Genomic DNA, 25075 nt, shown 5'->3' with positions numbered 1-25075 from the left:
ACACCCTCCTATCAGGATCAAGACTAGAACATATGTTCGAAGAGGCGATAATCTGAAAACATGCTTGGTCGGTTCACGGTTCGCCCGGCCGACGACGGATCGAACGGATTCGGCGTCTGGGACGGTGCGGTCAACGGGTGGCGTGCGATGGGTATCGACAGCGAGACGGAGGCCCACCGGATAGCCAGCGATCTCGACGTCCAGTACGACGCTCACGGCCCACGTCCGGCGGACGCCGTACGGCGGGTGGACCCGGCCCAACCGGTCCAGCGCGCCGAGTGGCAGGACGGCGAGCTCGACGTCTGGATCCGCGACAACGGCGAGTGGCTCGGCCGGGTCTGCGACAAGGACGGCCACATCACCTGGATCCCCGGCACCGACCTCCGCCCGTTGTAGGCAGTCGGGTTGGATGGACGGCATGAGCACTCAGACCGACGCGGAGGTGGCGATCCGGACGGCCGAGGCCGGCGCCGCGGTCGTCCGCGCCAAGTACGGCGTACCGCTGGCCAGGTACGACAAGTCGCCCACCGACTTCGCCACCGAGGCGGATCTCGAGGCGGAGCGGGCGATCCTCGACGTCCTGCGCACCGCGCGGCCCGGCGACGCGGTGATCGGCGAGGAGTACGGCGCCGACGGTCAGGCGGCCCGGACCTGGTTGGTGGATCCGCTCTGCGGCACCCTCAACTTCGCCGCCGAGACACCGCTGTTCTCGGTGAACGTCGCCCTCCAGGGACCGGGTGTCGCCGCCGTCGCGCAGCCGCTCACCGGTGAGGTGTTCTGGACCGACGGGACGACCGCCGCGGTGCGCCGCGACGGTGCCGACTCGCCGGCAACACCGTCGGCGACCTCGCTCCTGATCGACGTCGATGTCGACGATCCACCCGGGAGCGACCTCCTCGGCGCCCGGATCCTGACCGACCCGACCCTCCTGGCGACCTTCGGGCTTCGGGTCTCGTCGACCACCCTCACACTCGCCTGGGTGGCTGTCGGTCGCCGGGCCGGCTACATCACCAACGGCTCGCTGGTCGACAGCGTGCACTTCACCGCCGGCATCCAGCTGTGCCAGGCGGCCGGCTGCGTCGTCACCGACTTCCGCGGGCAACCGGTGCACACCGGCCCTGGCCTGGTCGTCGCAGCGGACACCGCAACCCACGATCGTCTGCTGGAGGTCGTTTCCCGCTGCTTGAGGTAGCCGATCGGTGTCAGCGGGCCGGCTCGCGCGAGCCGGTGGCCAGGGCGGCGAAGGCGAGAGCGAGCGGACGCCATGCGGCGTACATCTCGGTCTCGGCCGCGCGGATCTCGGCCAGCCCGCGCTCCATCTCCGGACGAGCGGTGCCGGCCATGCACTGCGCCTCGTACCACCCCTTGACGATCCCGTACGACGCCTCCGGGTGCCACTGAACGCCCCACGCCGATCGACCGATCCGGAACGCCAGCAGGTCGCCGTCATCGCTTCCGGCCAGTTCGATCGCGCCGGGTGGCGGTACGGCCACGGTGTCGGCGTTCCACGCCACCGCGGGCGGTCGGGGCGACCCTGGATCGAGCCCTGGATCGAGCACTGGACCGAGCACTGGATCCATGGCGGCTTCGGCGGTCCAGACCGGCCGGAGCACGCGGGAGTTCTGGCCGTGCGGCCGGGAGATCACCTTGCCGCCCAAGGCGTCGGCGAGCAACTGGTGCCCGAGGCAGATGCCGAGCGTCGGCACTTCCTGCCGCACCGCGTCGGCGAGGAGCCTCTTGATCGGAGTCAGCCACGGCACCCGATCCGCGTCGTGCACGCCGGGCAGACCACCAAGCACGACCAATCCGGAGATCCCGTCCGCGTTCTTCGGCACGGGATCACCGCCGTCCGCGCGGCAGACCCGAAACGGTGACAACCAGTCGGTGAGATGGCCCGGCGGGCAGAGTTCGTCCGGCTGCACGACGAGTAGATTCACGGCCGCCAGACTACGTCGCCGTTCGGTTGACATGTGGTGGCTGGATGCCAGACTCCGAGCATGACCCGCTACGGGCAGCAGTTCGGGCCGGACTTCACGTTTCTCGGGGTGCCGGCCTGTGATCTGGACGATCCGGCGTCGTACGCGGATGCGCAGGTGGTGATTCTCGGTGCGCCGTTCGACGGCGGTACGTCACATCGGCCGGGTGCCCGGTTCGGGCCGATGGCGATCCGGATGCGGGACTACCTGGGCCACGACGGATCGCGGCCGAGTCTCGCGTTGCGCACCGACGGTCTGGTCGAGCTGAACGTCGTCGACGCCGGTGACGTCGAGATGTACTCCGGCGACATCGAGGTCGCGCTGCCCGCGCTCGAGGCGGCGGTCGAGACGGTGACCCGCTCGGGTGCGATCCCGGTCGTCCTCGGCGGCGACCACTCGATAGCGTTCCCGGACGCGAAGGGTGTCGCGAACGTACTCGGCCACGGCCGGGTGTCGATGCTGCACTTCGACGCGCACGCCGACACCGGCGACATCGAGTTCGGGTCGCTGTGGGGCCACGGCCAGCCGATGCGCCGGCTGATCGAGTCCGGTGCGTTGCGCGGGGATCGCTTCCTGCAGATCGGGTTGCGCGGGTACTGGCCGCCGCCGGACACGCTGGACTGGATGGCCGAGCAGCGGATGCGCTCCTACGAGATGACCGAGATCGTGCATCGTGGCCTGGACGAGTGCCTGACCGAGGCGTTCGTGATCGCCACCGACGAGTGCGACGGCGTCTTCCTGTCCGTCGACATCGACGTCTGCGACCCCGGCCACGCGCCGGGCACCGGGACCCCCGAGCCCGGCGGCCTGACCGCTCGTCAGCTGCTCGACGCGGTACGCCGGATCTGCCTCGAACTGCCCGTGGCCGGGATGGACGTGGTGGAGGTGAGTCCGCCGTACGATCACGCCGACATCACCGCGGCGCTGGCGAATCGGGTGGTGCTCGAGGCGGTGTCGGCGATCGCTCGCAAGCGCCAGGACGAGCGCAACGGCACGCGGTGGGATCCTGCCCACCCGCTGTTGAGTGACCGGCCGGAGCCGGGCTGACCTGTTCCGTCGGCCAATTCCGAGTGCCACACTCCGAATTGGGGGTGGGGAGACCTCCCTCGAGGGGAGGGCATCATGGCGATGACGGTGCGGCAACTGTTCCGTCGCAAGCCGGTCCCGGAGATGGCGCAGGAGAGCGGCACCGACACCGGGAAGAGCGAACTCGCCCGGACCATCGGCTTGTTCCAGCTCTCCATGTTCGGCATCGGTGCCACCATCGGCACCGGCATCTTCTTCGTCCTCGCCCAGGCGGTGCCGGTCGCCGGACCGGCGGTGATCTGGTCGTTCGTGATCGCCGGTGTGGTCGCTGGACTGACCGCGATCTGTTACGCCGAGCTCGCCAGTGCGGTCCCGGTGTCGGGATCGTCGTACTCGTACGCCTACGCGACGCTCGGCGAGCTGCCGGCGATCGGGGTCGCCGCCTGCCTGCTGCTCGAGTACGGCGTGTCCGCGGCCGCCGTGGCCGTCGGCTGGTCGCAGTACCTGAACGAACTGTTCGACAACCTCTTCGGCTTCACCATCCCCGACAGCCTGTCGCAGGCGCCGGAGCAGGGCGGTGTGTTCAACCTGCCCGCGACGATCCTGGTGCTGCTCTGCACCCTGCTGCTGATCCGCGGCGCGAGCGAGTCGGCCACGACGAACGCCGTCATGGTGTGCATCAAGATCGGCGTCCTGCTGCTGTTCATCGTGCTCGGGCTGAGGGGCTGGGACGCGAACAACCTGTCCGACTTCGCCCCCTTCGGCATCAGCGGGATCACCTCCGCGGCCGGCATCATCTTCTTCTCCTACATCGGTCTGGACGCCGTCTCGACCGCGGGTGAGGAAGTGAAGAACCCGCGGCGGACGATGCCCTTGGCGATCCTGATCGCGCTCGTCACGGTCACCGGGCTCTACATCCTGGTCACCCTGGTCGCGGTCGCCGCCCAGCCGTCCGGCGAGTTCGAGAACCAGGAGGCCGGCCTGTCGGCGATCCTGGAGAAGGTGACCGGCGCGACCTGGCCGGCCACCGTACTCGCGGCCGGCGCGGTGATCTCGATCTTCAGCGTCACGTTGATCGTGATCTACGGCCAGACCCGCATCCTGTTCGCGATGGCGCGCGACGGGATGATCCCGGAGCTGTTCCACAAGGTGAACCCACGCACCCACACGCCGGTGCCGAACACCATCATCGTGGCCGTGCTGATCGCCCTGCTGGCCGGGCTGATCCCGATCAACTTCCTGGCCGAGATGACCAGCATCGGCACCCTGGTCGCGTTCCTGGTCGTGTCGATCGGAGTGATGGTGCTGCGGCGGACCCATCCCGAGCTGCCGCGCGGATTCAAGGTGCCGGGCTATCCGGTCACACCGATCCTGTCGATCCTCGGCTGCCTGTGGATCATCAAGGACCTGCGCGCGGTCACCATCTGGGTGTTCCTGATCTGGCTCGCCGTGGCAATGGCCTGGTACTTCATCTACGGCTTCAAGCACTCGCATCTCGGCAGGCACGAGCACGTCGGGCTGATCCACGACGACGACGGGCCGACGCCATGACGATGATCGTCGGCTACGCCTCGGACGAGCGCGGGAAGGCGGCGCTCCACCTCGCGGCGATGCTGGCCCGGTCCGCGCACGACGACCTGATCGTCTGCACCGTCGTACCGGCGCCGTGGACGCCTGGAATGGCGCGAGTGGACGCGGAGTACCAGAACTACCTGGCGCAGACCGCGGACCAGGCGCTCGAGCGGGCCCGGAACTACCTGCCGGGTGACGTGCCGGCGACGTACGTCCGGTACAGCGCCCGGTCGGCGCCGGCCGGTCTGCTCGAGGTGGCCGCGCAGAACGACGCCCGGCTGATCGTGCTCGGGTCGTCGTCGGCCGGCGCGTTCGGCCACATCTCACTCGGCAGCGTCACCGACCGGCTGCTGCACAGCTCGCATGTCTCGATCGCCCTGGCCACCCGGGGATTCCGATGCCCGGGGGATGCCAAGGTCCAGCGGGTGACCGCGGCCTTCGGCGGCACCGAGAGCGCGGAGGAGCTGGTCCTCGCCGCGGCAGCGGTCAGCGCCGACGCGGGTGCTTCGCTGCGCATCGCCACGTTCGCGGTGTGGTCCCGTCCGGCGTACACCACCCGGCTCGGCACCGACTCCGAGGACCTGGTGATGGACGATTGGCGGGCGGAGGTGGAGAAGACCGTCGCCGCCACGCTGACCCAGGTGAAACACCTGCCGCACGGGCCGCGAACGGTCGAGACGGTGATCGGCTCCGGTGCGAACTGGGCCGAGGCGATCGACGACATCGGTTGGGAGCCCGGCGACATCCTCGTGGTCGGGTCGAGCGAGCTCGGGCCGGTCGCGCGGGTGTTCCTCGGCTCGCGGGCGACCAAGATCCTGCGGCACTCCCCCGTCCCGGTCCTCGTCGTACCGCGCAACCGGGCCGAGGAGCTGGCCGGACGCGCCGCTGAGAACTGACCATGCATCAGGCCGACCGGAGCGACCTGCTCTCGCTCTTCCCGGCCGGCAGCGGCCTGACCGGCGACGGCATGCTGGTCGTCGCCGGCTGCCGTGCGGACGACCTGGCCGCCGCGTTCGGTACGCCGGTCCTGGTCGTCGCCGAGGACGCCCTTCGCTCCCGCGCCCGCGAGTACCGCGAAGAGCTGTCCGCCCGCTGGCCGGACTCCCGCGTGGTCTTCGCGTCCAAGGCCTTCCCCTGTACGGCGGTTCAGCGGGTCATGGTCGAGGAAGGACTCGGCCTGGACGTCGCCGGCGGTGGCGAGATCCTGACCGCACTGAAAGCCGGTGTCGATCCCGGCCTGATCGTCCTGCACGGCAACGCCAAGAGCGACGACGAGATCGCGCTGGCTGTCGAACACGGCATCGGCCTGGTCGTGGTCGACAACGCCGACGACGTCGACCGGCTGGAAGCGACCGGCCGCACCCAGGACGTCTTGGTACGCATCATCCCCGGTGTCACCGCTGATACCCACAGCCATGTGCTGACCGGCCACGAGGGCTCGAAGTTCGGCCTCGCCCCACCCGACGCGGCCCGGTTGATCCAGCGCATCGAACACAGCCCACGGCTGCGGATGCGCGGTCTGCACGTCCACGTCGGCTCGCAGATCCTCGACGTCGAGCCGTTCGCGGAGTCGGTGGAGCCGCTCGCGCGACTCGGCGAGTTCGAGGTGTACGACCTGGGCGGCGGCCTCGGCGCCCGCTACACCTGGTCCGACGAGCCGCCCACGGTGGCGGCGTACCTCGATGCTCTGATCGGCGCGGCGAAGCAGCAGCTGCCCGCATCCGCGCACCTCATCATCGAGCCTGGACGCAGCATGGTCTGTACGGCGGCGACCACGATCTACCGGGTCACCACGGTCAAGCGCGGTGCGATCACCTTCGTCGCGGTGGACGGCGGGATGGGCGACAACCTGGAGGTCGCGTTGTTCGAGCAGCGGTTCGAGGCCGGCATCGTCGGACGGTTCGAGGGTCCCGGGCTGGAGACCGTGACCGTGGTCGGGCGGCACTGCGAGAGCGGCGACGTCCTCGTCGACGGCGTACCGCTGGCGGAGCCGGCTGTGGGTGATCTGCTCGCCGTTCCCGCGACCGGGGCGTACTGCTACACGATGGCCAACAACTACAACGGCAATCGCCGGATCCCGGTGGTCTTCGCAACCGGCGGCCGAGCCCGGCTTGTCGTACGACGGGAGTCCTGGGACGACCTGATGGCCCGGGACGTGGACTGATGGCGACCCATCCGCTCGAACCGCTGGACGAGGACGAGTTCCGGCAGACCGCTGCGATCCTGCGCAGGGACCGGGAACTCGGCGGGTCCTGGCGGTTCGCGGCGATCGAGCTGCTGGAGCCGGCCAAGTCCGCGGTCCGCGCCTGGCGTCCCGGCGACCCGGTACCGCGGACCGCGTTCGCCGTCCTGTGGAACCGGGCCGACAACCAGACCTGGGAAAGCGTCGTCGACCTGGCCGGCGACCGGGTGGTGTCGTGGATCCACGTCCCCGGCGTCACCCCCAACGTCACCGGCGACGAGTACCACGAGGTCGACGAGGCGATGCGCGCCCATCCGGACGTGATCGCCGCGCTGGCCGAACGCGGCATCACCGACCTGTCGCTGGTGATGATCGAGGTCTGGACGTACGGCAAGGCGCTGATGCCGGACCAGTACCGCGACCGGCGGCTCGGCTGGTGCGACATCTGGTACCGCGAGACGCCCGACGGCAACCCGTACGCCCACCCGGTGTCGGGCCTCAAGGTCGTCGTCGACATGAACACGCTCGAGTTGCTCGAACTCGAGAACGACCACGACCACGGGCAGCCCGAGGTCGACGCGGAGTACGCGCCCGGACCGTGGACCGGCGTACTCCGCACCGACCTCAAGCCGCTGCACGTCACCCAGCCCGAGGGCGTCTCGTTCACCGTCGACGGCACCGAGCTGAAGTGGCAGAACTGGACCATGCGGCTGGGCTTCAACCACCGCGAGGGCCTGGTCATCCACCAGGTCACGTACGACGACCATGTCAACGGCCGCAGCGCCATCCGGGACATCGCCTACCGGATGTCGTTCGCCGAGATGGTGGTCCCGTACCGGGACGCGTCCTTCGACCACTACCGGCGTACGGCGTTCGACATCGGCGAGTGGGGTCTCGGCTTCATGACCACCTCGCTCGAACTCGGCTGCGACTGCCTCGGCGAGATCGTCTACCTGGACGCCGTACTGCACGACACCCACGGTGAGCCGGTCACGATCAAGAACGCGATCTGCCTGCACGAGGAGGACAACGCCGTCTTGTGGAAGCACGTCGACCACACGACCGGTGCCGAGGTACGGCGGATGCGCCGGATGGTCGTGTCGTGTCACGCGACCGTGGCGAACTACGAGTACTTGATCTACTGGCGCTTCTATACCGACGGCAACATCGAGTGCGAGGTCCGGGCGACCGGGCTGATGGTCACCACGCCGTTCGCCGCGGACGGTACGCCGCCGGCCACCGGCACGGTCGTCGACAAGCAGACGTACGCACCGTTCCACCAGCACTTCCTGGTCGCGCGGCTCGACCTCGACGTGGACGGCGACGCGAACACCGTGCAGGAGGTCGACTCCCGCGCCCTACCGGTGTCGGACGACAACCCGTACGGGCTGGCCGTCGTCACCGAGGCGACCCCGATCCGGTCCGAGTCCGAGGCCGCCCGAGACTTCGACTGGGCGGCCCAGCGCACCTGGAAGGTGGTCAACCCGAACCGCGTGAACGCCCTCGGCACCAATCCGGCGTACAAACTGATCCCGAGCGCGTCGATCCCCGCACTGATGGACCCCGGTACGCCGCAGTACCTGCGGGCTCCGGTGATCGGGCACACGGTGTGGGTGACCCGGCAGCACGACGAGGAACGCTGGCCGTGCGGCGATTACCCGACTCAGTCGACGGTCGACGACGGGATGACGCGCTGGATCGCGGACGACGAAGCGCTGGAGAACACCGACGTCGTGCTCTGGTACGTGTTCGGCATCCACCACGTCACCCGGGTCGAGGACTGGCCGGTGATGCCGGTGGACACGATCGCCTTCTGGCTGAAGCCGTTCGGCTTCTTCGACCGCAACCCGGCGCTCGACGTCGCCCCCAGCAGCGAGCATCACGACGCAGGGCACTAGCGGCGCCCGTTGCCGCTGGCGTCCGGACCCCCGTTCTGGTCCGCCGGCTGGGGGGCACCCAGCATCTTGCGCGGTGGCGCCTTGAAGTGGCGCAGCGGCATGCCCTTCAAGGCGCCTTCCATCGCGGTCTGCCACAGCGGCCCGGCGGTGCCGGAGCCGGTCGGGTCGGAGATGTCCCGGCCGTCGAGGGTGTGGCGGTACATCAGGTTCGTGTAGGGAAGATTCGCGTCCGCCACAACTGCGGCGCCGGCCAGGTTCGGCGCGTAACCGGCGTACCAGACGGCGAGGTTGTCCTGGATCGTGCCGGTCTTGCCGGCCAGGTCCCAGTTGCCGAAGTTCAGCCGGCCGCCGGTGCCGCCAGGCTCCATCACCGCACTGAGCACCCGGTTGACGCCGTCGGCGACCTGCGGGGAGAGCGCCTGGTTGCAGTCGATCTGCGGCGTGTCGATGTACTTGCCGGCCTTGTCCCGCACAGAGGCGACGACCAGCGGCTTGCAGTACTTGCCGCGGGCCGCGAACGTCGCGTAGGCGTTCGACAGCATCAGCGGGGTCACATAGCCGACGCCAAGCGTCATCGAGATGACCTGGTCGAGTGGATGCAGCGTCTGTGCGTTGTACATCCCGAGCTTGGTCGCGACCCGGGCGATCGGGCACAGCCCGACCCGCTGCGACAACTGCAAGAAGTAGGTGTTGGTCGAGAACCGCGCCGCGTCGACCATCGTGAGGTTGCCGCCGCGGGTCGAGTTCTGCGGGGTGTAGTCCGGGTCCCGGGTCCAGCCCGAGCAGGTGCGGAACCGCTTCCCGCTCAGGTTGATCTGCTGCGGGGAGTTGATCCGGTAGTTCAGCGGCACGCCTTTCTGGATCGCCGCCGCGATCGTGAACGCCTTCATCGTCGAGCCGTTCTGGAACCCGCCGAACCCGCCGGCGTAGGACTTCTCGACGTTGTAGTTGTAGTTCGTGTGGTTGCGGCCGTTGCCGTACGGCTTGCTCTGCACCATCGCCTTCACCAGGCCGCTACCCGGCTCGACGATCGTGATCGCCGCGACCGCGGTGTCGGTCGACTTGCTGTGCGCGGTGATCGACTTCTGCGCGGCCCGCTGGATCCGCGGGTCGATCGAGGTCCGGATCAGCAGCCCGCCGGTCTTCAGGTAGTGGTCGCGGTCCTTGACCGTCACGCCGAGTGCCGGGTTGTCCAGCAGCTTCGAGACGACGTACTCGCAGTAGAAGGGGTAGCGGGAGCTGGCGCAGCCGTTCGGCACCGGCAGGACCCGCTTCAGGTTGATCACCGCGGTCTTCACCGCCGCGTTGGCCTGCCGAAGTGAAATCACCTTGAGCTCGAGCATCCGCTTCAGCACGACGTCGCGCCGCGCCTTCGCGCGCGCCAGGTCGTTGGTCGGGTCGTAGCCGGTCGGGTTCTTCACCAGGCCGGCCAGCATCGCGGCCTGGGGCAGGGTCAGCTTGTCGGCCGTGGTCCGGAAGTAGTGCTGTGCCGCGGCCTGGACGCCGTACGCGCCGTCGCCGAAGTTCACCAGGTTCAGGTACCGCTCCAGGATCTCGTCCTTGGACAGCTGGCTCTCGATCGCGATCGCGTACCGCAGCTCGGTCAGCTTGCGCTCGTAGGTGACCGCGGTGGCCCGCTGGCGTTCCTCGGCGGTCTTGGCCTTCTCGACCAGGCTGAGCTTCACGTACTGCTGGGTGATGCTCGACCCGCCCTGCTGGACCTCGCCCTCGGTCTGGTTGCGGACCATCGCCCGGATCGTGCCCTTCGCGTCCAGGGCCCCGTGGTCGTAGAACCGCGAGTCCTCGATCGCGACGATCGCCCGGCGCATGATCGGGCTGATCCGGCTCAGCGGCACCGGGATCCGGTTCTGCTCGTACAGCGTCGCGATCAGGCTGCCGTCCGAGGCGAGGATCCGGCTCCGCACCGCCACCGGATCGACCACGAGCTCCCGCGGCAGATCCTGCACCGACTTGGCCACCTGCTCGCTGCCCTGTCCGGCGAATCCGGCGAAGGGGATCGCCAGTCCGGCCGCCAACGCGCCGGACAGTACGCTCACGCCGATGAAAGTGATCAACGAGTGAGCCTTACTGCGACCGCCCCTCTCGGTCCGCATACCTCCAGGTTAGGTGAGTGGTCCAACTCCCGGTAGACCGGAGATGATTGCCTCGATCAACCGTGGGCGCAGTTCGTTCGCTGTGATCACCGCATCGACCGATCCGACTTCGACCGCGCGCTGGATGTTGTGCACGCGATCGAACCCGATCGCGACCTCTCCCAGCTTCTCCGCGCGTACGGCGGTGCGCACCTCAGCCAACTCGGTCGCGAGCGCGGCCCGCTCCGCCCCGGTCGCCTCGCCGACCCGCTCGGCCAGCGACGCGACTCGCTCGTCGGCTGCCGTTCGAGCGTCGACCTCACCGGCGAAGACGACAGCGGCCGCCGGCGCTCCGCCGATCACCGACGCGAATGAGCCGTCCACTGCCAGCACGGTCATCGACGGGTTGAGCGCCTTGGAGAAGACCACGAACGCTCCACCGTGGTAGCGCGACACCACGCAGAACACGATCGGGCCCTGGAAATTCACGATCGCGCGGCCGATCTCGGCGCCGTACTCGAGCTGGAGGTTCCGCATCGAGTCCGGCGAGCCGTCGAAGCCGGACAGGTTCGCCAGCACCACCAGCGGCCGGTTGCCGCTGGCCGCGTTGATCGCCCGGGCCGTCTTCTTCGACGAGAGCGGGAACAGCGTGCCTGCGGTGTAGGTGTCCGGCCCGTCGGTGGGCGGGAACCCGCGCCGCGGCACCGACTTGGACTCGATGCCGATCAGGCAGACCGGGTAACCACCCAGGCGCGCGTCCTGCACGACCGCGGTGTCGGCGTCGGCCATCCCAGCCCAGCGCTCCAGCACCGGATGATCCTGGTCCGTGACGGATCGCATCAGTGTGCGGATGTCGAACGCCTTCTTGCGGTCCGGGTTCGTCGCCGCGGAGAAGATCTCGCCGACGGTCCGGAAGTCGCTGCCGGGCGCGCTGTGCGGGTACGTCGTGACATCGCGATCCAGCGGATCCGACGTCTCGGCCCGGCGCGGACCGATTTCCCCCGGGACGACGTACGAGTGGTCGTAGTGCGCCATCAGCACATCGCGGGCGCCCTTGAGGTCAGGAGCCCAGTACTGCGCCTGGCCGTTCGGACCCATCACGCGGTCGTAACCGCCGATGCCGAAGTTGTCCTCGGCCGAGACGCCACCGGCGAAGTCCAGCGTTTGCTTGCCGGTCAGCACCATCGCGCTGTCCGGCGTCATCACCAGGATGCCCTTGGTGTGCATCAGCATCGTGGCCTCGGCGTTCCAGTACGGCTGCGCGCCGACGTTGATGCCGGCCACGACGACGTTGATCTCGCCGCCGTCCTGGGTGAACTCGACGATCCGCTTCAGCGCCTTGGCGACCCAGTCCATGTTCTCGGTGCCGGAGTCCATCGAGATCCGGGCACCGGCCGACAGCGAGTACCACTCGACCGGCACACGCATCCGCTCGGCCAGGTCGAGGGCTGCGATGATCCGCGAGCACTCCCCCTCGGCGACCGCGCCGAGGGCCTTGGTCGGATCGCCGCTGAGCGCGACCCGGGTGATGCCTTCGGGGTGCCGGGTGGTCGGCGTACTGACGATGCCGAGGATGACGCCGGCCTTGTTCAGGCCGCGCGGGCGGTCCACCGGGACCAGGGCGCCGCTGTCGTCGAGGTCGTACTCGACGAAGGAGCCGCCTGCACCGGCGACCATGCCGCTGACCTCGTACGGGTAGATCGTGTTGCGCCGGCGCGACCGCTGCACCTTCTGGGCGTAGTCGTCCAGCGGCATCAGCCGTCCGGTCGGCGGCTGCTCGACCGAGGTGACGACACCCGCGCCAGGCTGGTAGTAGAACCGCGCCGCCACCAGGTTGACGCTGCCGTCCGGCGCCGCGACCCGACCCTGGACCAGGACCTCCTCGATCCCGGCGCCCGCGGTCATCGGCGCGATGTTGCGCTGCAGCGCGGTGACTTCGTCGACCTGAGCCTCGACCACCGGCCAAATGTGCACCCAGACGTGGTTCATGTCGAGCTTGGCACCGGCCGCGCCGCGGTCGGTCCGGGCCCGGCGGATCGCCTCCAGGCAGTTCGCGATCGCCCGCTCCGCGTGCGGCAGCGAGGTCACCTGCCCGTCCTCGTCCCGGACCACGACGAACTGGCGAACCTGCGCGAGCGCGACCAGCCGCTGGTCGGCTTCGTTCTCCCGCGACACACAGTGGTACAGCAGTACGTCGTCCGGCCCGTCCAACCGGGTGATCCGGAAGTCCCGCAGCCGCCACAGGTTCAGCCGCCGGCCGACCATCGGGTGGACGCCACGGACGTTGTCGTCCTCGGCCACCGAACCGCCGGCCGGGCGATAGGTGAAGTACGACACCGGCCGCCCCTGGCCCGGAGCGATCGCGACCGAGAACCGGCGTACCCGCTGGGCGACCGGCTGGTCGGCGACCATCCGGCGGTACAGGTCGGACGCCTCCTGCTGGGAGGCCGGCAGGTCCGGGCCGTACAGGTAGAGCTCGACCACGGCCTCGTGCCGGGGCGGGCGCGCGTCGATCTGCGCGGTCAGCACGCGGGACAGGCCGCTGTCCGGGTCCGCCAGCTCGGCCACCGTGCCCACCGAGGTGACCAGATGACTCGGCCGGTCGTCGATCGTGTAGTCGGCGGTCGCGAACGGCCGGCCGTCGACGGCGAACTCGCGCAGGTCGTGCAGTTCGTACTCGCGGTAGTGCCGACGGATCAGCACCTCGAGCATCGGCTCGCGCTCACCCCAGCCACGCTCCAGTCGCTGCGCCAGGAACCGGACGATCGGCTCGGGGATTGTGGCCAGCGCGTCGACCCGCTCCTTGCGGTCCGCTGCCTCCGGATCCGCCGCCAGCGCGGCGACCTCGTCGCCGACACCCTCCAGGACCGACGCCCGCTCCGCATCCACCTGCGGCTGGTCGAACCACCGGAACCGCACGCTCCGGGCCAGGTCGCCGATCACCGGGAAGCGCAGTTGGGTCGCCAGCACCAAGCGGTCGAGCAGGTCGTGTGCGGACTCGTCGACCGGCGACACCGGCCGCGGCTCGGCGATCCAGCGCTGCAGCAGCGACGACACCAGCAGCACGTCCGGAGTGGAGCGCTGCTGAGCCAGGAAGATCCGGAAGACGGCCTCCTCGAGCTCGGTACTGCGCTCCAGGTCGGTCACGCCGTACTGGCCGAGCACCCGGGTCAGCCGGGCGCGGAACTCGGCCGGCAGACCTCCGCGGTCCGGATCCAGGCTCTGCAGGTAGGTATGGAAGTGCTCGCGTGGGCTGTGCACCCGGTTCTCGGTGCTGATCTCCTCGCCGGCCGGCCGGTTGCGGCTCAGCTCGACGAAGTCCGCGAACACGCGCAGCAGGTCGATCTCGGCGACGACCGGAGGGTCCGCCAGCTCGGACCGCGCGGACAGGTAGTCGGCCAGCATGCCGCCCTCGTCCGACGGATCGATGTCGAACCCGAGCAGCATGCTGCGCAAGTCGTCCAGACCCCGCTCGACCCGCTCGGCCGCAGACTTCTCCCCGGATCCGTTCGGCAGATCCAGCTGTACGCCGTTGTCCGTCGGAGCAGCCGCCTCGGCCCCGGAGTCGTCCGCGACCGGCTCCAACCGCAGCAGGGGTGCACCGGTCTCGACCTGGCTGCCGGTGGCGACGAGCAGTTCCTTCACGGTCGCCTTGAACGGCGCGTAGAGCACCGTCTCCATCTTCATGCTCTCCAGCACGAGCACCGGCGCACCGGCCTCGATCTCGGCCCCGGTCTGCACCGGCGTCGCGACCACGAGAGCCGGCGCGGGAGAACGCAGTACGCCGCCTTCGTCGCGGCTGACCCGGTGGGTCACACCGTCCACCTCGATCAGGTGGACCGGACCGTGCGTCGCGGTGACGAGGCGGAACCGCTGCCCGCCGACCACGAGCCGGCTGGTGTAGTCGTCGAGCCGCTCCAGCTCGGCGTCCACCACCTTGAGGTGGTCGTTGCCGGTCCCGACACCGACCCGGAACCGGTCCGGCCCGATTCGCGCCACCGTCACCCGGTAGCTCGCCCCGCGCAGCTTCAGGTCGATCGCACGACCCACCTCGTGCTGAATCTGCGGACGGCCGCCGTGCGCGGTCTCCAGCAGTCGCACCCGCTCGACCTGCTCGGAGTCCTCGTACCCCTCGATCGCGGCCGCGACCAGAGCGACGCCCGAGTGCCGGTGCGAGACCAGCCGACCCTCACCGCGGACCCGATCGATCCAGCCGGTGTCGGCGCTGCCGTCGATCACCTCGGGCTGGTCCAGCAGTTCGAGGATGAAGCTCTTGTTGGTGGCGCCGCCTTCGATCAGCACCGTGGTCGCCCCGACTGCCCGGCGCAGCCGCGCCAGTGCCTCCTCGCGGGTCCGCCCGTAGCCGATGATCTTCGCGATCATCGAGTCGAAGTCGGCCGGAATGCTGTCACCGGCGCTCACTCCGGTGTCGACCCGGATGCCGGGTCCGGACGGCAGGTCGAGTACCGCGATCCGCCCCGGCGACGGTGCGAAGTCACGGTCCGGGTCCTCGGCGTTCAGGCGTGCCTCGACCGCGTGCCCGCTCTCGACCGGCTTCGTGCCCTCCAGCAGGCCGCCGTTCGCGACGTGCAACTGGGCCTTCACCAGGTCGAACCCGGTGGTCAGCTCGGTGATCGGGTGCTCCACCTGGAGCCGGGTGTTCACCTCGAGGAACGCGAAGCTCTTCTCGCCGGGGTGATACAGGAACTCGACCGTCGCCGCACCGCGGTAGCCGACCGCGAGCGCGAGCCGCTCGGCGGAGGCCTTCAGGTCCTCGACCTGGCCGGCTGACAGCAGCGGTGAGGCGGACTCCTCGATCACCTTCTGGTTCCGGCGCTGCACCGAGCAGTCCCGGACGCCGAGCGCCCACGCCGTCCCCTGGCCGTCAGCGATGACCTGCACCTCGACGTGGCGGGCGCCGGTGACCAGGCGCTCCAGGAACACCACGCCGCTGCCGAAGGCCCGCGCGGCCTCGTCGCTGGTCCGCGCGTACGCATCGGTGAGTTCGTCCGCCGACCGGACCACCCGGATGCCGCGGCCGCCACCACCGGCAGTTGCCTTGAGCATCAATGGGTACCCGATCGTCCCGGCCGCCTGCAGCGCGGCCTCCAGCGACTCGACCGGGCCGCGGCTCCAGGGCGCGACCGGTACCCCGACCTCCTCGGCGATCAGCTTGGACCCGATCTTGTCGCCGAGCTTGCGCATCGCCTCGGCCGACGGCCCGATGAAGGTCACGCCGATCCGCTCGCACAGCTCCGCGAAGGCGGGGTCCTCGGCCACGAATCCCCAGCCGACCCAGGCCGCGTCGGCCTTCGTCTCGCGCAGCGCACGCTCGAGCACGGCGAGGTCCAGGTACGGGCGCGCCGACGCCGGCCCGAGCGGGTAGGTGATGTCGGCCTCGCGGACGAAGGTCGCGGTCCGCTCACCGTCGGTGAACAAGGCGACAGTCTCGATCGGGTCACCGCCCTCGGCGTTGACCTCGCGAACCGCGTTGATCAGCCGCATGGCGGCTTCACCCCGGTTCACCACTGCGATACGCTTGAACATCGACCGCCTCCGTGTCTCACCCTGTTGTCGCAGTTGGGATCGCCAACCGCTGGCACAGGTTTTCAGCCTTGCCTGCCTACCGTCGAGTCGGCCCCCCATCCAAGCGTGTTTTCGCCAGTTTCGGCGTGACCCCGCGCGTGCGGAAGACTGCGGGCCAAGGGTGGAGTCTCTGGAGGGGAGGCACTGTGTCGGGTGTGGATGAGTTGGTCGCGCGACTGCGGGTCGAGGTCGGCGGGCCGGTCCTGGTTCCTGGTGACGAGGGGTTCGCGGAGGAGGTCGCCGGTTTCAACACGGCGGTCACGCACAGTCCGGCCGTCGCGGTCGGGATCACGTCGGAGGCGGACGCCGCAGCCGTCGTACGGGCGGCGGCGTCCGCCGGTCTGCCGGTGCGGGTCCTCGCGACCGGGCACGGATCGCCTGCGGTCACCGATGGCGTCCTGGTCACCACGTCCCGGTTGACGGGCGTGACTGTCGATCCGGACCAGAAGGTCGCCCACATCGCCGCGGGTTCCCGGTGGGCGGAAGTCATCGCCGCGGCCGGACAGCACGGGCTCGCGCCGATCATCGGCGCCTCCGACGCGGTCGGGTGCATCGGCTACACCCTCGGCGGCGGCCTGGGTCCGCTGGCCCGGACCTTCGGCGTCTCGTCGGACTGGGCGCGCGGCTTCCGCGTCGTCACCGGCACCGGCGAGGTGGTGACGGCGAATGCGACCGAGCATCCCGACCTGTTCTGGGCGCTGCGCGGCGGCAAGGGCGGCCTCGGCCTGGTCACCGCGATGGACTTCGCGCTGGTCGAGCTGACCACGCTGTACGGCGGTTCGGTGTTCTTCGACGCTCCGGACATCGCCAGGGTGTTCATGACGTGGGCGAGCTGGACCAAGACGCTGCCCGAGACTGCGAACTCCTCGGTCGTGATCCTGCGGCTGCCGCCGCTGGAGTTCATCCCCGAGCCGTTGCGGGGCAAGACCGTCCTCAACGTCCGCTTCGCCTTCGTCGGTGACCCAGCCACGGGCGAGCGCCTCTTCCGACCGATCCGCGACGCCGGTACGACGATCGTCGACTCCGTCGGCGAGATGCCGGCCACCGACATCGCGCTCATTCACAACGATCCCAAGGGCCCGACGGCCGCGTGGGACCAAGGTGTGTTGCTCCGTGACATCGACGCCGGTTTCGCCTCCGCGTTCCTCGAGGTCGTCGGGCCGGATCAGCAGGTCCCACTCGTCGCGGCGGAGATCCGGCATCTCGGCGGCGCGGCGCACCGCGACGTACCGGAAGGCAGTGCGGTGGGTGGACGCGGTGGCGCGTACAGCCTGGTGATGATCGGTGTCCCCGATCCGGGCTTGTTCGAGACGGTGCTGCCCGCTACGGCGGGTGGCGTGCTGGATCGGCTGTCGGCCTGGGTCTCCCCCGAGACCACCGTCAACTTCGCGGCCGGCTTCTCGCTGCCGGGCTCGTACGAGGCGGCATGGCCATCGGACACCTTCGCCCGGCTGGCCGAGGTACGGGCGTCGTACGACCCGCAGAAGCTGTTCCCGTACGGGCCTGCCTAGTCGCGCCAGGAGTGCTGGGGTTCGTAGCCGAGCAGGCGGCGGGCCTTGTCGATGGACAGCAGGGTGTCGTTCGGGCCGAACGGGCGCTTGACGGGGACGCCGGGGAACACCTCGGCGAGGAGTTCCTCGTTCGGCCGGGACATCACCGTGTCGGCGTTGGCGACGATGAACACGTCGGTGCCGGTGATGTCGTAGTCGAGCGCGCGGCGGACGGCCTGCGCGCCGTCGCGGGCGTCGATGTAGCCCCAGAGGTTCCACTTGCGCGCCTGCGCGTCGGCGTCGAACGACGGGAAGCGTGCATAGTCCTCGGGGTACATCACGTTCGAGAACCGCAGGCCGATCAGCTTCAGGTCCGGATGCCAGCGGCACAGTTGCCGGGCCAACTCCTCCTCGAGCGTCTTCACCAGCGAGTACGTGCTGTTCGGCCGCGGCGGGTAGTCCTCGTCGACCGGCACGTACGGCGGGAACTCGTCGAACGGCAGGCCGAGCACGGTCTCGCTGGACGCCCAGACGATGTTGCGGACTCCTGCCCGCAAGGCGGCCGAGAACACGTTGTAGGTGGCCGTCATGTTGTTGTGGAAGGTCGCCGCGTTCGGCCGCAGTCCGGGCGCCGGTACGGCGGCCAGGTGGACGACGGCGTCGACGCCGTCGTGGCGGTCGTCGATTCCGGCGATCGCCTCGTAGGCCTGGCCGAAATCGGTCAGGTCGACCCGCGACGCCACGACACCGGTCCGTGCCGGCGGTGCCTGATCCAGAGCGACCACGTCCCAGCCGTGGTCCAGCAGGTGATCGACCACCGCCCGGCCGAGTTTCCCGCTACTTCCGGTGACCGCTACCCGTGCCATCCGCACTCCTTCGAGTCGCTCGCTGACCGACCAACCCGATCATGGCACGCGTCTCACGACACAGGACCGTTGGCCAGGAAGTGGACACTCCGCCTAGGCTCGAAGGCGTGAAGCTTGCTGGGCGGATGAATCGACTGGGTACCGAATCGGCGTTCGAGGTGCTGGCCAAGGCGAAGGCCCTGGAGGCACGCGGCCGCGAGATCGTGCACCTCGAGATCGGCGAACCGGACTTCGACACCCCGGAGCACGTCGTCGCCGCCGCGCAGCAGGCGCTGGACAAGGGCCACACGCACTACGTGCCGGCGCCGGGCATCCCCGAACTGCGCACCGCGGTCGCGGACTTCCTCGAGCGCACCGGCCGGCTGACCACGACGCCGGACAAGGTGCTCGTCACGCCGGGCGCCAAGCCCATCATGTTCTTCACGATCATGGCGCTGTGCGAGGAGGGCGACGAGGTCCTCTACCCGGACCCGGGCTTCCCGATGTACGCCTCGATCGCGGCGTTCGCCGGCGCGAAGCCGGTGCCGGTGCCGCTGCGCGAGGAGAACGGGTTCGTCATCGACCCCCAGGAGCTCGCGTCATTGGTCACCGACCGGACCAAGCTGCTGATCCTCAACTCCCCGCACAACCCGTGCGGCAGCGCCTCGACCCCCGAGCAGTTGGAGGCGATGGCCGAGATCGCGATCGCCAACGACCTCGTCGTACTCAGCGACGAGGTCTATTGGGCGCTGCGGTACGACGGCGACCACCACAGCGTGCTGGACGTCGACGGCATGGCCGAGCGGACCATCCTGCTCGACGGCTGGTCGAAGACGTTCGCGATGACCGGCTGGCGGCTCGGGTTCGGTGTGTTCCCGGAGCCACTGGTCGAGCCGGTGACCCGACTGCTGATCAACTCGGTGTCCTGTACGTCGGCCTTCAGCCAGTACGCCGCGATCGCGGCATTGGAAGGACCGTGGGACGACGTCGAGCGGATGCTCGAGGCCTTCCGGGAACGCCGCGAGGTGATCGTCTCCGGGCTGAACGCCGTACCGGGTGTGTCGTGCGTCGAACCGGGTGGAGCGTTCTACGCGTTCCCGAACATCAGTGAGCTCGGGCTGTCCGCGGCGACGCTGGCCGATCGGCTGCTCGACGAGGCCGGCGTCGCCTGCCTGCCGGGCACATCCTTCGGGGCGTACGGCGAGGACCACCTGCGGTTCTCGTACGCGAACTCGGTCGAGAACATCCGGCGCGCCCTCGACGCGTTCGAGGCACTGGTCACGAGCTGACGAACGCCTGGTGGACTTTCGTCGCGGCGGTGACGATGTCAGACAGCTCCGCCTCGTCGGCCATCAACAGACTCTGACGGATCCACACGACCGTGTCCGCGGCCTCCTCCGCGACCGGGCACGGCTGCAGGTCGGAGTACGCCTGGAGTGCGCTCTCTCGGGACAGCGAGCGGTAGCCGGCATCCAGCGGAACACCTTCGGCAGCCATCGCCGCGAGGAAGTCGTCCTTGCCGTGCCCACCGAACGCGGCCGGGTCGTAGCGGACCAACCCGAGGTGATGGCTGCTCGCGGTAGTGCCCGGCGGCTCCGGCAGAACCTCCAGACCATCAACGCCGGCCAGCTCCCGGCGGAGGAACTCCACCGCGCGATGCCGGGTCTTGACCTGGTCGTCCAGTACGCCGAGTTGCGGCAGCAGCACGGCGGCCTGGAACTCGGTCATCCGCAGGTTCCACCCGACATCCGGATGTTCGTACCACCCGCCCTCGAGACTCCGGCCGACGTTGTGCAGCGCCCAGACCTTCCGGTACACGGCCTCGTCGTCGGTCACGATCAGCCCGCCCTCGCCGGCCGTCATCGCCTTGCTGGACTGGAAGCTGAAGCACGCGGCGTCACCCAGCGTCCCGACCGGCCGATCGCGCCAGGTCGCACCATGCGCCTGCGCCGCGTCCTCGACGATCGGTACGCCGTACTCCGTCAAGGCATCGACGTCCGCGGGGGCACCGGCCAGATGCACCGGCATGATCGCCTTGGTCCGCGGACTGATCAGCCGCCCGACCGCGGCCGGGTCGAGATGGAGTGTCTCCGGCGTGACATCGGCCAGTACCGGCCGCGCGCCGGCCAGCACCACCGCGGTCGCGCTCGCGACGAACGTGTAGGCGGGCACGATCACCTCGTCGTCCCGGCCGACCCCGAGGGCGCGCAGCGCGAGGAAGAGCGCGACCGTCCCGTTCACGACCGAGATGCCGTACCGCGCTCCGATCGACTGAGCGAAGGCGGTGGTGAACTCGGCCACCTTCTGACCGGAGGTCGCACCCCAGTCGCCGCTGTCCAGCACCTCGAGCAGGAGTTCGCGCTGCTCCGCGGTCGCGGGCGGCGGCCAACTCGGCCAGCCCGCGGTCCGGACCGGCGTACCGCCGTCAAGCGCCAAAGTCGTTGCCACTGTCATCGACATCCCTCCAGGAGCCGGGTCATCGTGCCGAACAGCAACAGATCGCGGTCGGCCTGATCGATCGGCGCGAGTTGCACCCGGCCGACCCCGACCCGCAGATCCAGGAACAGCGCGTCGGACCCGAAGACCATCCGGTCCGCGCCCACCGCATCGACCAGCCAGGCCACATGCCGCGCCGTGGTCCGGGATCCGCAGAGCTCCAACGTGACATTCGGGTACGTCGACGCCACCTCGGCCGCCGCGGGGAACCCGGCCGGCAACAGACCGGCGTGACCCATCAACAGTTTCACGGCCGGATGCCGTGCGGCAACGGTCGCGAAGTGCGCCGGACCGCACCACGGCGAACCGAACATGCCATGCGCGAGCACTACGCAGCCGCGCTCGGCCGCCAAGCGGAAGGCGGGTTCGTACGCCGGCCCGTCGAGCGCGTGCTCATGCGTGTCCGGGTGCAGCTTCAGCCCGATCACGCCTGGTGCGTCGAGCAGATCGGCCGTCCGTCGCGCCGCCTCGGGGTCGTGCGGGTCGTAGACGGCGTACCCCAGAAAGCGGCCTGGAAAGCGCTCGATCTCCTGGAGCAGCAGGGCGTTCCCGGCGCGAGAGTCCGGGCCGATCGCGAGCAGGTGCGAGACACACATCGTCGCGACGCCGCAGCCGTCCATCACCCGCACCAGGCTCTCGGTCGAACTGTCCGGGATCGCGAAGGCGAACCACGCCCCGAGATGACCGTGGGCGTCGATGATGCCCGTCATCCGACCAGGCCCAGGATGTTGCCGCTAGCAATCAGTTCGACCTCGTCCGCCGGCAGCTCCAGGTGGTCGAGCTGGAACCGCGGCCCCGCGTCGTCGGTCAGTGGCGCACCGGTCCCGAACAGCACCCGGTGGGCGCCGTACCGGCGTACGACCCATTCGACCGCGAGATGACCGCACAACGTCGCCGTATCCACCCGTACCTCGGGATGCGCGTCCATCAGGTCGGCGAGCTCGCGCAACGCGCGGTAGCCGGTGTTGATCAGCACGATCCGCAGCGACGGCACCTCGGTCGCGAGCCGGTGGATCTCCCCCGGACCCACCGACTCCAGCGCCAGCAGTACCGAGACAGCGCTCCCGGCCAACTCCCGCGCCACCGCGATCCCGTGCGGCGCGGTCAGCAGGAACCGATGCTCGGCCGGACACATCCGCACCACCCGAGCACCCGCCGGCACGCCGGTTCCCAACGGCCCGGGCACGACGACCGGCACCCGGATCAGCCGTGGATCCGCCGGCAACTCGGCCACGACGGTCGGGTCGTAGTACAGGTCCTGCGAATGCACCACACACGCCGCGTCGATCGCCAACCGGTCGAGCTCGGCCAGCAGACCCGGCGCATCCGCACTCGGTACGTCGCCCGTCGGCACCGGACCGACGATGCGATTGACGTCGACCACTCTCATCCGGTCAGCGCTGTCTCGAGAGCAGATCGTTGGACTGCTTGGCCGCCGCATCCAGGGCCTCTTGCGGTGTCTTCTTGCCGGTCAGCACGGCCTGGATCTCGACCGACAGCAACGTCATCACCTGGCGGGCGGCCGGGTTGACCTCACCTGAGTAGGCGTACTGCAGGGCTTCCTCGAACTTCTTCGCCTGCTCGTCGGCGGCCGGCACCGGCGCGTCGGTGCGTGGGGACAGGAAGTTGGACGCGGTCGCCAGGCTGATCTCCTGCTTCGGCTGGGTCATGAAGCCGAGGAACTTCTCCGCCGCGTCGACGTTCTTCGATCCCGCGTTCACCGCGAGCCCGCCGGGCAGCCCGAACCCGACCCGCTTCTTGTTCTCCAGTGGTGCGCCGACCACGACGTTCGCGGCGCCCCAGCTCGCGGCCACGGTCTTGGCGTCGATCAGGGTGTTGGTGAAGCCCATCGCCACCTGCTGCTTGCCGAGCGCCTGGTCGGCCACCACGTTCGCGTTCGACAGGGCGCTCTTCGGGATCCCGCCGTCGTCGTACAGGCCCTTCAGGAACGTCAGCGCCTCGACACCGGGTGCCTGGTTGAACGCCACCGATTTGCCGTCGTCGGCGAACACCTTGCCGCCGGCCTGCCACAGCAGCGGGTAGAAGCTGAGGTTCAGCGACGCCTCCGGCGAGGCGGAGTAGTCCAGCGTGGCGACACCGGCCTGCTTGAACTTCGGCACGGCCGCCTTGATCTCGTCCCACGTCTCCGGCGGCTTGGTGATGCCGGCCTTCGCGAGCAGTTTCTTGTTGTAGACCGTCGTGGTGACCGTGTGGTAGATCGGGACCGCGTACAGCTTGCCGTCGACCTTCAGCGCGTCCAGGGCGCCGGGCAAGAACTTGTCCTTGTCCGCGTCCAGCACCTTGTCGACCGGTTCGAGCGAGCCGGACGTGACGAACTGCGGGATCTGGTCCGGCCCGAGCAGCAGGACGTCGGGTCCCTTGCCGCCGGAGAACGCCGTCGCCAGCTTCTGGTCCCGGTTCGCCCAGGGCTGCTGCTCGATCCGCAGGTCGATGCCTGCGTTCGCCGCCTCGAAGTCCTTCTCGATCTGCGTCCAGTACGTCGTGGCCGCCTTCTCGTCCGCGATCACGGGGTACATCCAGACCGTCACGACCGCCTGGTCCGAGGACCCGCCGGAACCGCCCGAACCGCCGCACGCACTCAATCCGGCCACCACCGCTACTGCGGCCACGGACCCCACGACCCGGCTGACTCCGACCTTCATCAGGACCTCCCAGACGTACGCACGGCTGTGACCGCCTTTACGGTCATGACCGAAAATAGTGCCTGAGTGACGGGTCACGTCAAGGGGTCGGGCCGGACTAGTCCGTCTTGTTCTTGAACTCGGCGGCCTGGCGGCGGACGTCGGCCTGGGTGGCCCGTTCGTGCTCGAGCCAGTCAGGGTTCTCCGACTTGATGGCCTCGATCTCGTCCGTGGTCAGCGCCTCGGTGATGCCGGCGCGGGCGAGGCCGCTGATCGAGACGCCGAGCTTGGCCGCGACGACGGGCCGGGGGTGCGGACCGGTGCGGCGCAGCTCGCGGAGCCACTCGGGCGGCTCGGCCTGGAGCGCGTTCAGCTCGTCGCGGGAGACCGCGCCGTCCTGGAACTCCGCGGGGGTTGCCTGGAGGTACACCCCGAGCTTCTTGGCCGCCGTGGCCGGCTTCATCGTCTGGGGTGTCTTACGCGCCGTCATGCCGCAAGGGTAGCGACCATGCCCGTCCTGGCGTGACGCCCGGTAACCTGGCCACCGTGACCGGCCCCCGACCCACCTTCCGGCTGGGCTATGTGCCCGGCGTGACACCTGCCAAGTGGGTGCGGATGTGGGCGGAGCGCCTTCCCCGGATCCCGCTGGAGCTGATCCAGGTCACCGCCGCCGACGCGCCGGACCTGGTACGTCGCGGCGAGGCGGACGCCGTACTCCTCCGGCTCCCGATCGACCGTGACCGCCTGCACGCCATCCCCTTGTACGTCGAGCAGACGGTCGTCGTGGTTCCGAAGGACCACCTGGTGACAGCGGCCGACGAGGTGACCACCGACGACCTGGCCGACGAACTCATGCTCCACCCGCGGGACGACGTCCTCGACTGGGAACGCCCACCCGGACGGGTGATCGACGAACGTCCCGCGACCACGGCGGATGCGATCGCACTCGTTGCCATGGGCACCGGGTTGCTCGTCGTACCACAGTCACTGTCCCGGCTGCACCACCGCAAGGACCTCACCTACCGGCCGCTCCTGGACGCGCCGGAGTCGCAGGTCGCGTTGAGCTGGCCCGAGGACGAGACGTCTGAACTGGTGGAGCAGTTCATCGGGATTGTCCGCGGCCGGACGGTCAACAGCAGCCGCGGCGCCCAGCCCGCCACGAAAGCCCCGGCCAAGAAGGCCGCCGCCAAGAAAGCGCCGGCCACCAAGGGAGCGGGTAAGAAGCCGGGCAGACCTCGCCGCCGCTAGCGCGCAGCCGTGGCCCTAGGT

General features: G+C 69.4%; 19 protein-coding genes. 10 read left to right on the top strand and 9 right to left on the bottom strand.

The genetic code is table 11. From position 1 onward, the window contains the following. Positions 1–60 precede the first annotated feature (60 nt). Positions 61–396, top strand: a complete 336-nt coding sequence (locus ACIBG5_RS22080) for a hypothetical protein (RefSeq protein ID WP_131353872.1) — start codon at positions 61–63, stop codon at positions 394–396. A 22-nt stretch (positions 397–418) separates the two neighbouring features. Further along, positions 419–1192: an inositol monophosphatase family protein gene (locus ACIBG5_RS22075; protein WP_396393352.1), complete on the top strand. Its 774-nt coding sequence runs from the start codon at positions 419–421 to the stop codon at positions 1190–1192. A gap of 10 nt (positions 1193–1202) precedes the next feature. Here the strand turns inward: ACIBG5_RS22075 and ACIBG5_RS22070 are convergent, their stop codons facing one another. Next, positions 1203–1937: a type 1 glutamine amidotransferase gene (locus ACIBG5_RS22070; RefSeq protein ID WP_396393351.1), complete on the bottom strand. Its 735-nt coding sequence runs from the start codon at positions 1935–1937 to the stop codon at positions 1203–1205. Positions 1938–1997: 60 nt separating this feature from the next. Between ACIBG5_RS22070 and speB the strand changes: the two genes are divergently transcribed. From speB to ACIBG5_RS22045, 5 genes are all read left to right on the top strand, one after another. Beyond that, a complete protein-coding gene (gene speB / locus ACIBG5_RS22065) occupies positions 1998–3023 on the top strand; it encodes an agmatinase (RefSeq protein WP_396393350.1) in 1026 nt (341 codons plus the stop codon). A gap of 75 nt (positions 3024–3098) precedes the next feature. Next, complete coding sequence (locus tag ACIBG5_RS22060; protein WP_396393349.1) at positions 3099–4553, top strand: amino acid permease; 1455 nt, start codon at positions 3099–3101, stop codon at positions 4551–4553. After that, entirely contained in the window at positions 4550–5470 is a 921-nt protein-coding gene (locus tag ACIBG5_RS22055; protein WP_396393348.1) for a universal stress protein, read from the top strand. Before ACIBG5_RS22060 ends, ACIBG5_RS22055 begins: the two co-directional genes overlap by 4 nt. A gap of 2 nt (positions 5471–5472) precedes the next feature. Beyond that, positions 5473–6738: a diaminopimelate decarboxylase gene (gene lysA / locus ACIBG5_RS22050; RefSeq protein ID WP_396393347.1), complete on the top strand. Its 1266-nt coding sequence runs from the start codon at positions 5473–5475 to the stop codon at positions 6736–6738. Further along, positions 6738–8654, top strand: coding sequence for a primary-amine oxidase (locus ACIBG5_RS22045; RefSeq protein ID WP_396393346.1), 1917 nt, complete (start codon positions 6738–6740; stop codon positions 8652–8654). Before lysA ends, ACIBG5_RS22045 begins: the two co-directional genes overlap by 1 nt. Here ACIBG5_RS22045 and ACIBG5_RS22040 read toward each other — a convergent pair. Both ACIBG5_RS22040 and ACIBG5_RS22035 read right to left on the bottom strand, forming a co-directional pair. Further along, the gene (locus tag ACIBG5_RS22040; RefSeq protein ID WP_396393345.1) at positions 8651–10768 is read right to left on the bottom strand and encodes a transglycosylase domain-containing protein; all 2118 of its coding nucleotides are present in this window, start codon (positions 10766–10768) and stop codon (positions 8651–8653) included. The genes ACIBG5_RS22045 and ACIBG5_RS22040 overlap by 4 nt on opposite strands. A gap of 9 nt (positions 10769–10777) precedes the next feature. Further along, the gene (locus ACIBG5_RS22035; RefSeq protein WP_396393344.1) at positions 10778–16294 is read right to left on the bottom strand and encodes a carboxyl transferase domain-containing protein; all 5517 of its coding nucleotides are present in this window, start codon (positions 16292–16294) and stop codon (positions 10778–10780) included. Between the two features lie 194 nt (positions 16295–16488). Here ACIBG5_RS22035 and ACIBG5_RS22030 point away from each other — a divergent pair, with 194 nt between their 5' ends. Beyond that, the gene (locus ACIBG5_RS22030; RefSeq protein WP_396393343.1) at positions 16489–17844 is read left to right on the top strand and encodes an FAD-binding oxidoreductase; all 1356 of its coding nucleotides are present in this window, start codon (positions 16489–16491) and stop codon (positions 17842–17844) included. Here ACIBG5_RS22030 and ACIBG5_RS22025 read toward each other — a convergent pair. After that, positions 17841–18689: an NAD-dependent epimerase/dehydratase family protein gene (locus tag ACIBG5_RS22025; RefSeq protein WP_396393342.1), complete on the bottom strand. Its 849-nt coding sequence runs from the start codon at positions 18687–18689 to the stop codon at positions 17841–17843. The two genes, ACIBG5_RS22030 and ACIBG5_RS22025, sit on opposite strands and share 4 nt — an antisense overlap. 107 nt (positions 18690–18796) lie before the next feature. Here ACIBG5_RS22025 and ACIBG5_RS22020 point away from each other — a divergent pair, with 107 nt between their 5' ends. Beyond that, positions 18797–19957, top strand: coding sequence for a pyridoxal phosphate-dependent aminotransferase (locus tag ACIBG5_RS22020; RefSeq protein WP_396393341.1), 1161 nt, complete (start codon positions 18797–18799; stop codon positions 19955–19957). Here the strand turns inward: ACIBG5_RS22020 and ACIBG5_RS22015 are convergent. The 5 genes from ACIBG5_RS22015 to ACIBG5_RS21995 all read right to left on the bottom strand — a co-directional run bounded on the left by ACIBG5_RS22015 (position 19947) and on the right by ACIBG5_RS21995 (position 24296). Beyond that, complete coding sequence (locus ACIBG5_RS22015) at positions 19947–21122, bottom strand: DegT/DnrJ/EryC1/StrS family aminotransferase (RefSeq protein WP_396393340.1); 1176 nt, start codon at positions 21120–21122, stop codon at positions 19947–19949. The genes ACIBG5_RS22020 and ACIBG5_RS22015 overlap by 11 nt on opposite strands. Beyond that, on the bottom strand, positions 21119–21874 hold the full coding sequence (locus ACIBG5_RS22010) for an amidohydrolase family protein (protein ID WP_396393339.1): 756 nt from the start codon (positions 21872–21874) through the stop codon (positions 21119–21121). Before ACIBG5_RS22010 ends, ACIBG5_RS22015 begins: the two co-directional genes overlap by 4 nt. Then, the gene (locus ACIBG5_RS22005) at positions 21871–22554 is read right to left on the bottom strand and encodes an amidohydrolase family protein (RefSeq protein ID WP_396393338.1); all 684 of its coding nucleotides are present in this window, start codon (positions 22552–22554) and stop codon (positions 21871–21873) included. The genes ACIBG5_RS22010 and ACIBG5_RS22005 overlap by 4 nt, the downstream gene beginning before the upstream one ends. Before the next feature lie 4 nt (positions 22555–22558). Further along, positions 22559–23827, bottom strand: coding sequence for an ABC transporter substrate-binding protein (locus ACIBG5_RS22000; protein WP_396393337.1), 1269 nt, complete (start codon positions 23825–23827; stop codon positions 22559–22561). 97 nt (positions 23828–23924) lie between these two features. Then, entirely contained in the window at positions 23925–24296 is a 372-nt protein-coding gene (locus tag ACIBG5_RS21995; protein ID WP_396393336.1) for a DUF5997 family protein, read from the bottom strand. A 56-nt stretch (positions 24297–24352) separates the two neighbouring features. On the opposite strand from ACIBG5_RS21995, the gene ACIBG5_RS21990 reads away from it, so the two are divergent. Then, positions 24353–25054: a LysR family substrate-binding domain-containing protein gene (locus ACIBG5_RS21990; RefSeq protein WP_396393335.1), complete on the top strand. Its 702-nt coding sequence runs from the start codon at positions 24353–24355 to the stop codon at positions 25052–25054. The last annotated feature ends 21 nt before the right edge of the window (positions 25055–25075 follow it).

The sequence above is a fragment of the Kribbella sp. NPDC050241 genome, assembly GCF_044459685.1.
Lineage (GTDB): Bacteria > Actinomycetota > Actinomycetes > Propionibacteriales > Kribbellaceae > Kribbella.
This window is presented reverse-complemented; position numbering and strand designations above follow the sequence as displayed.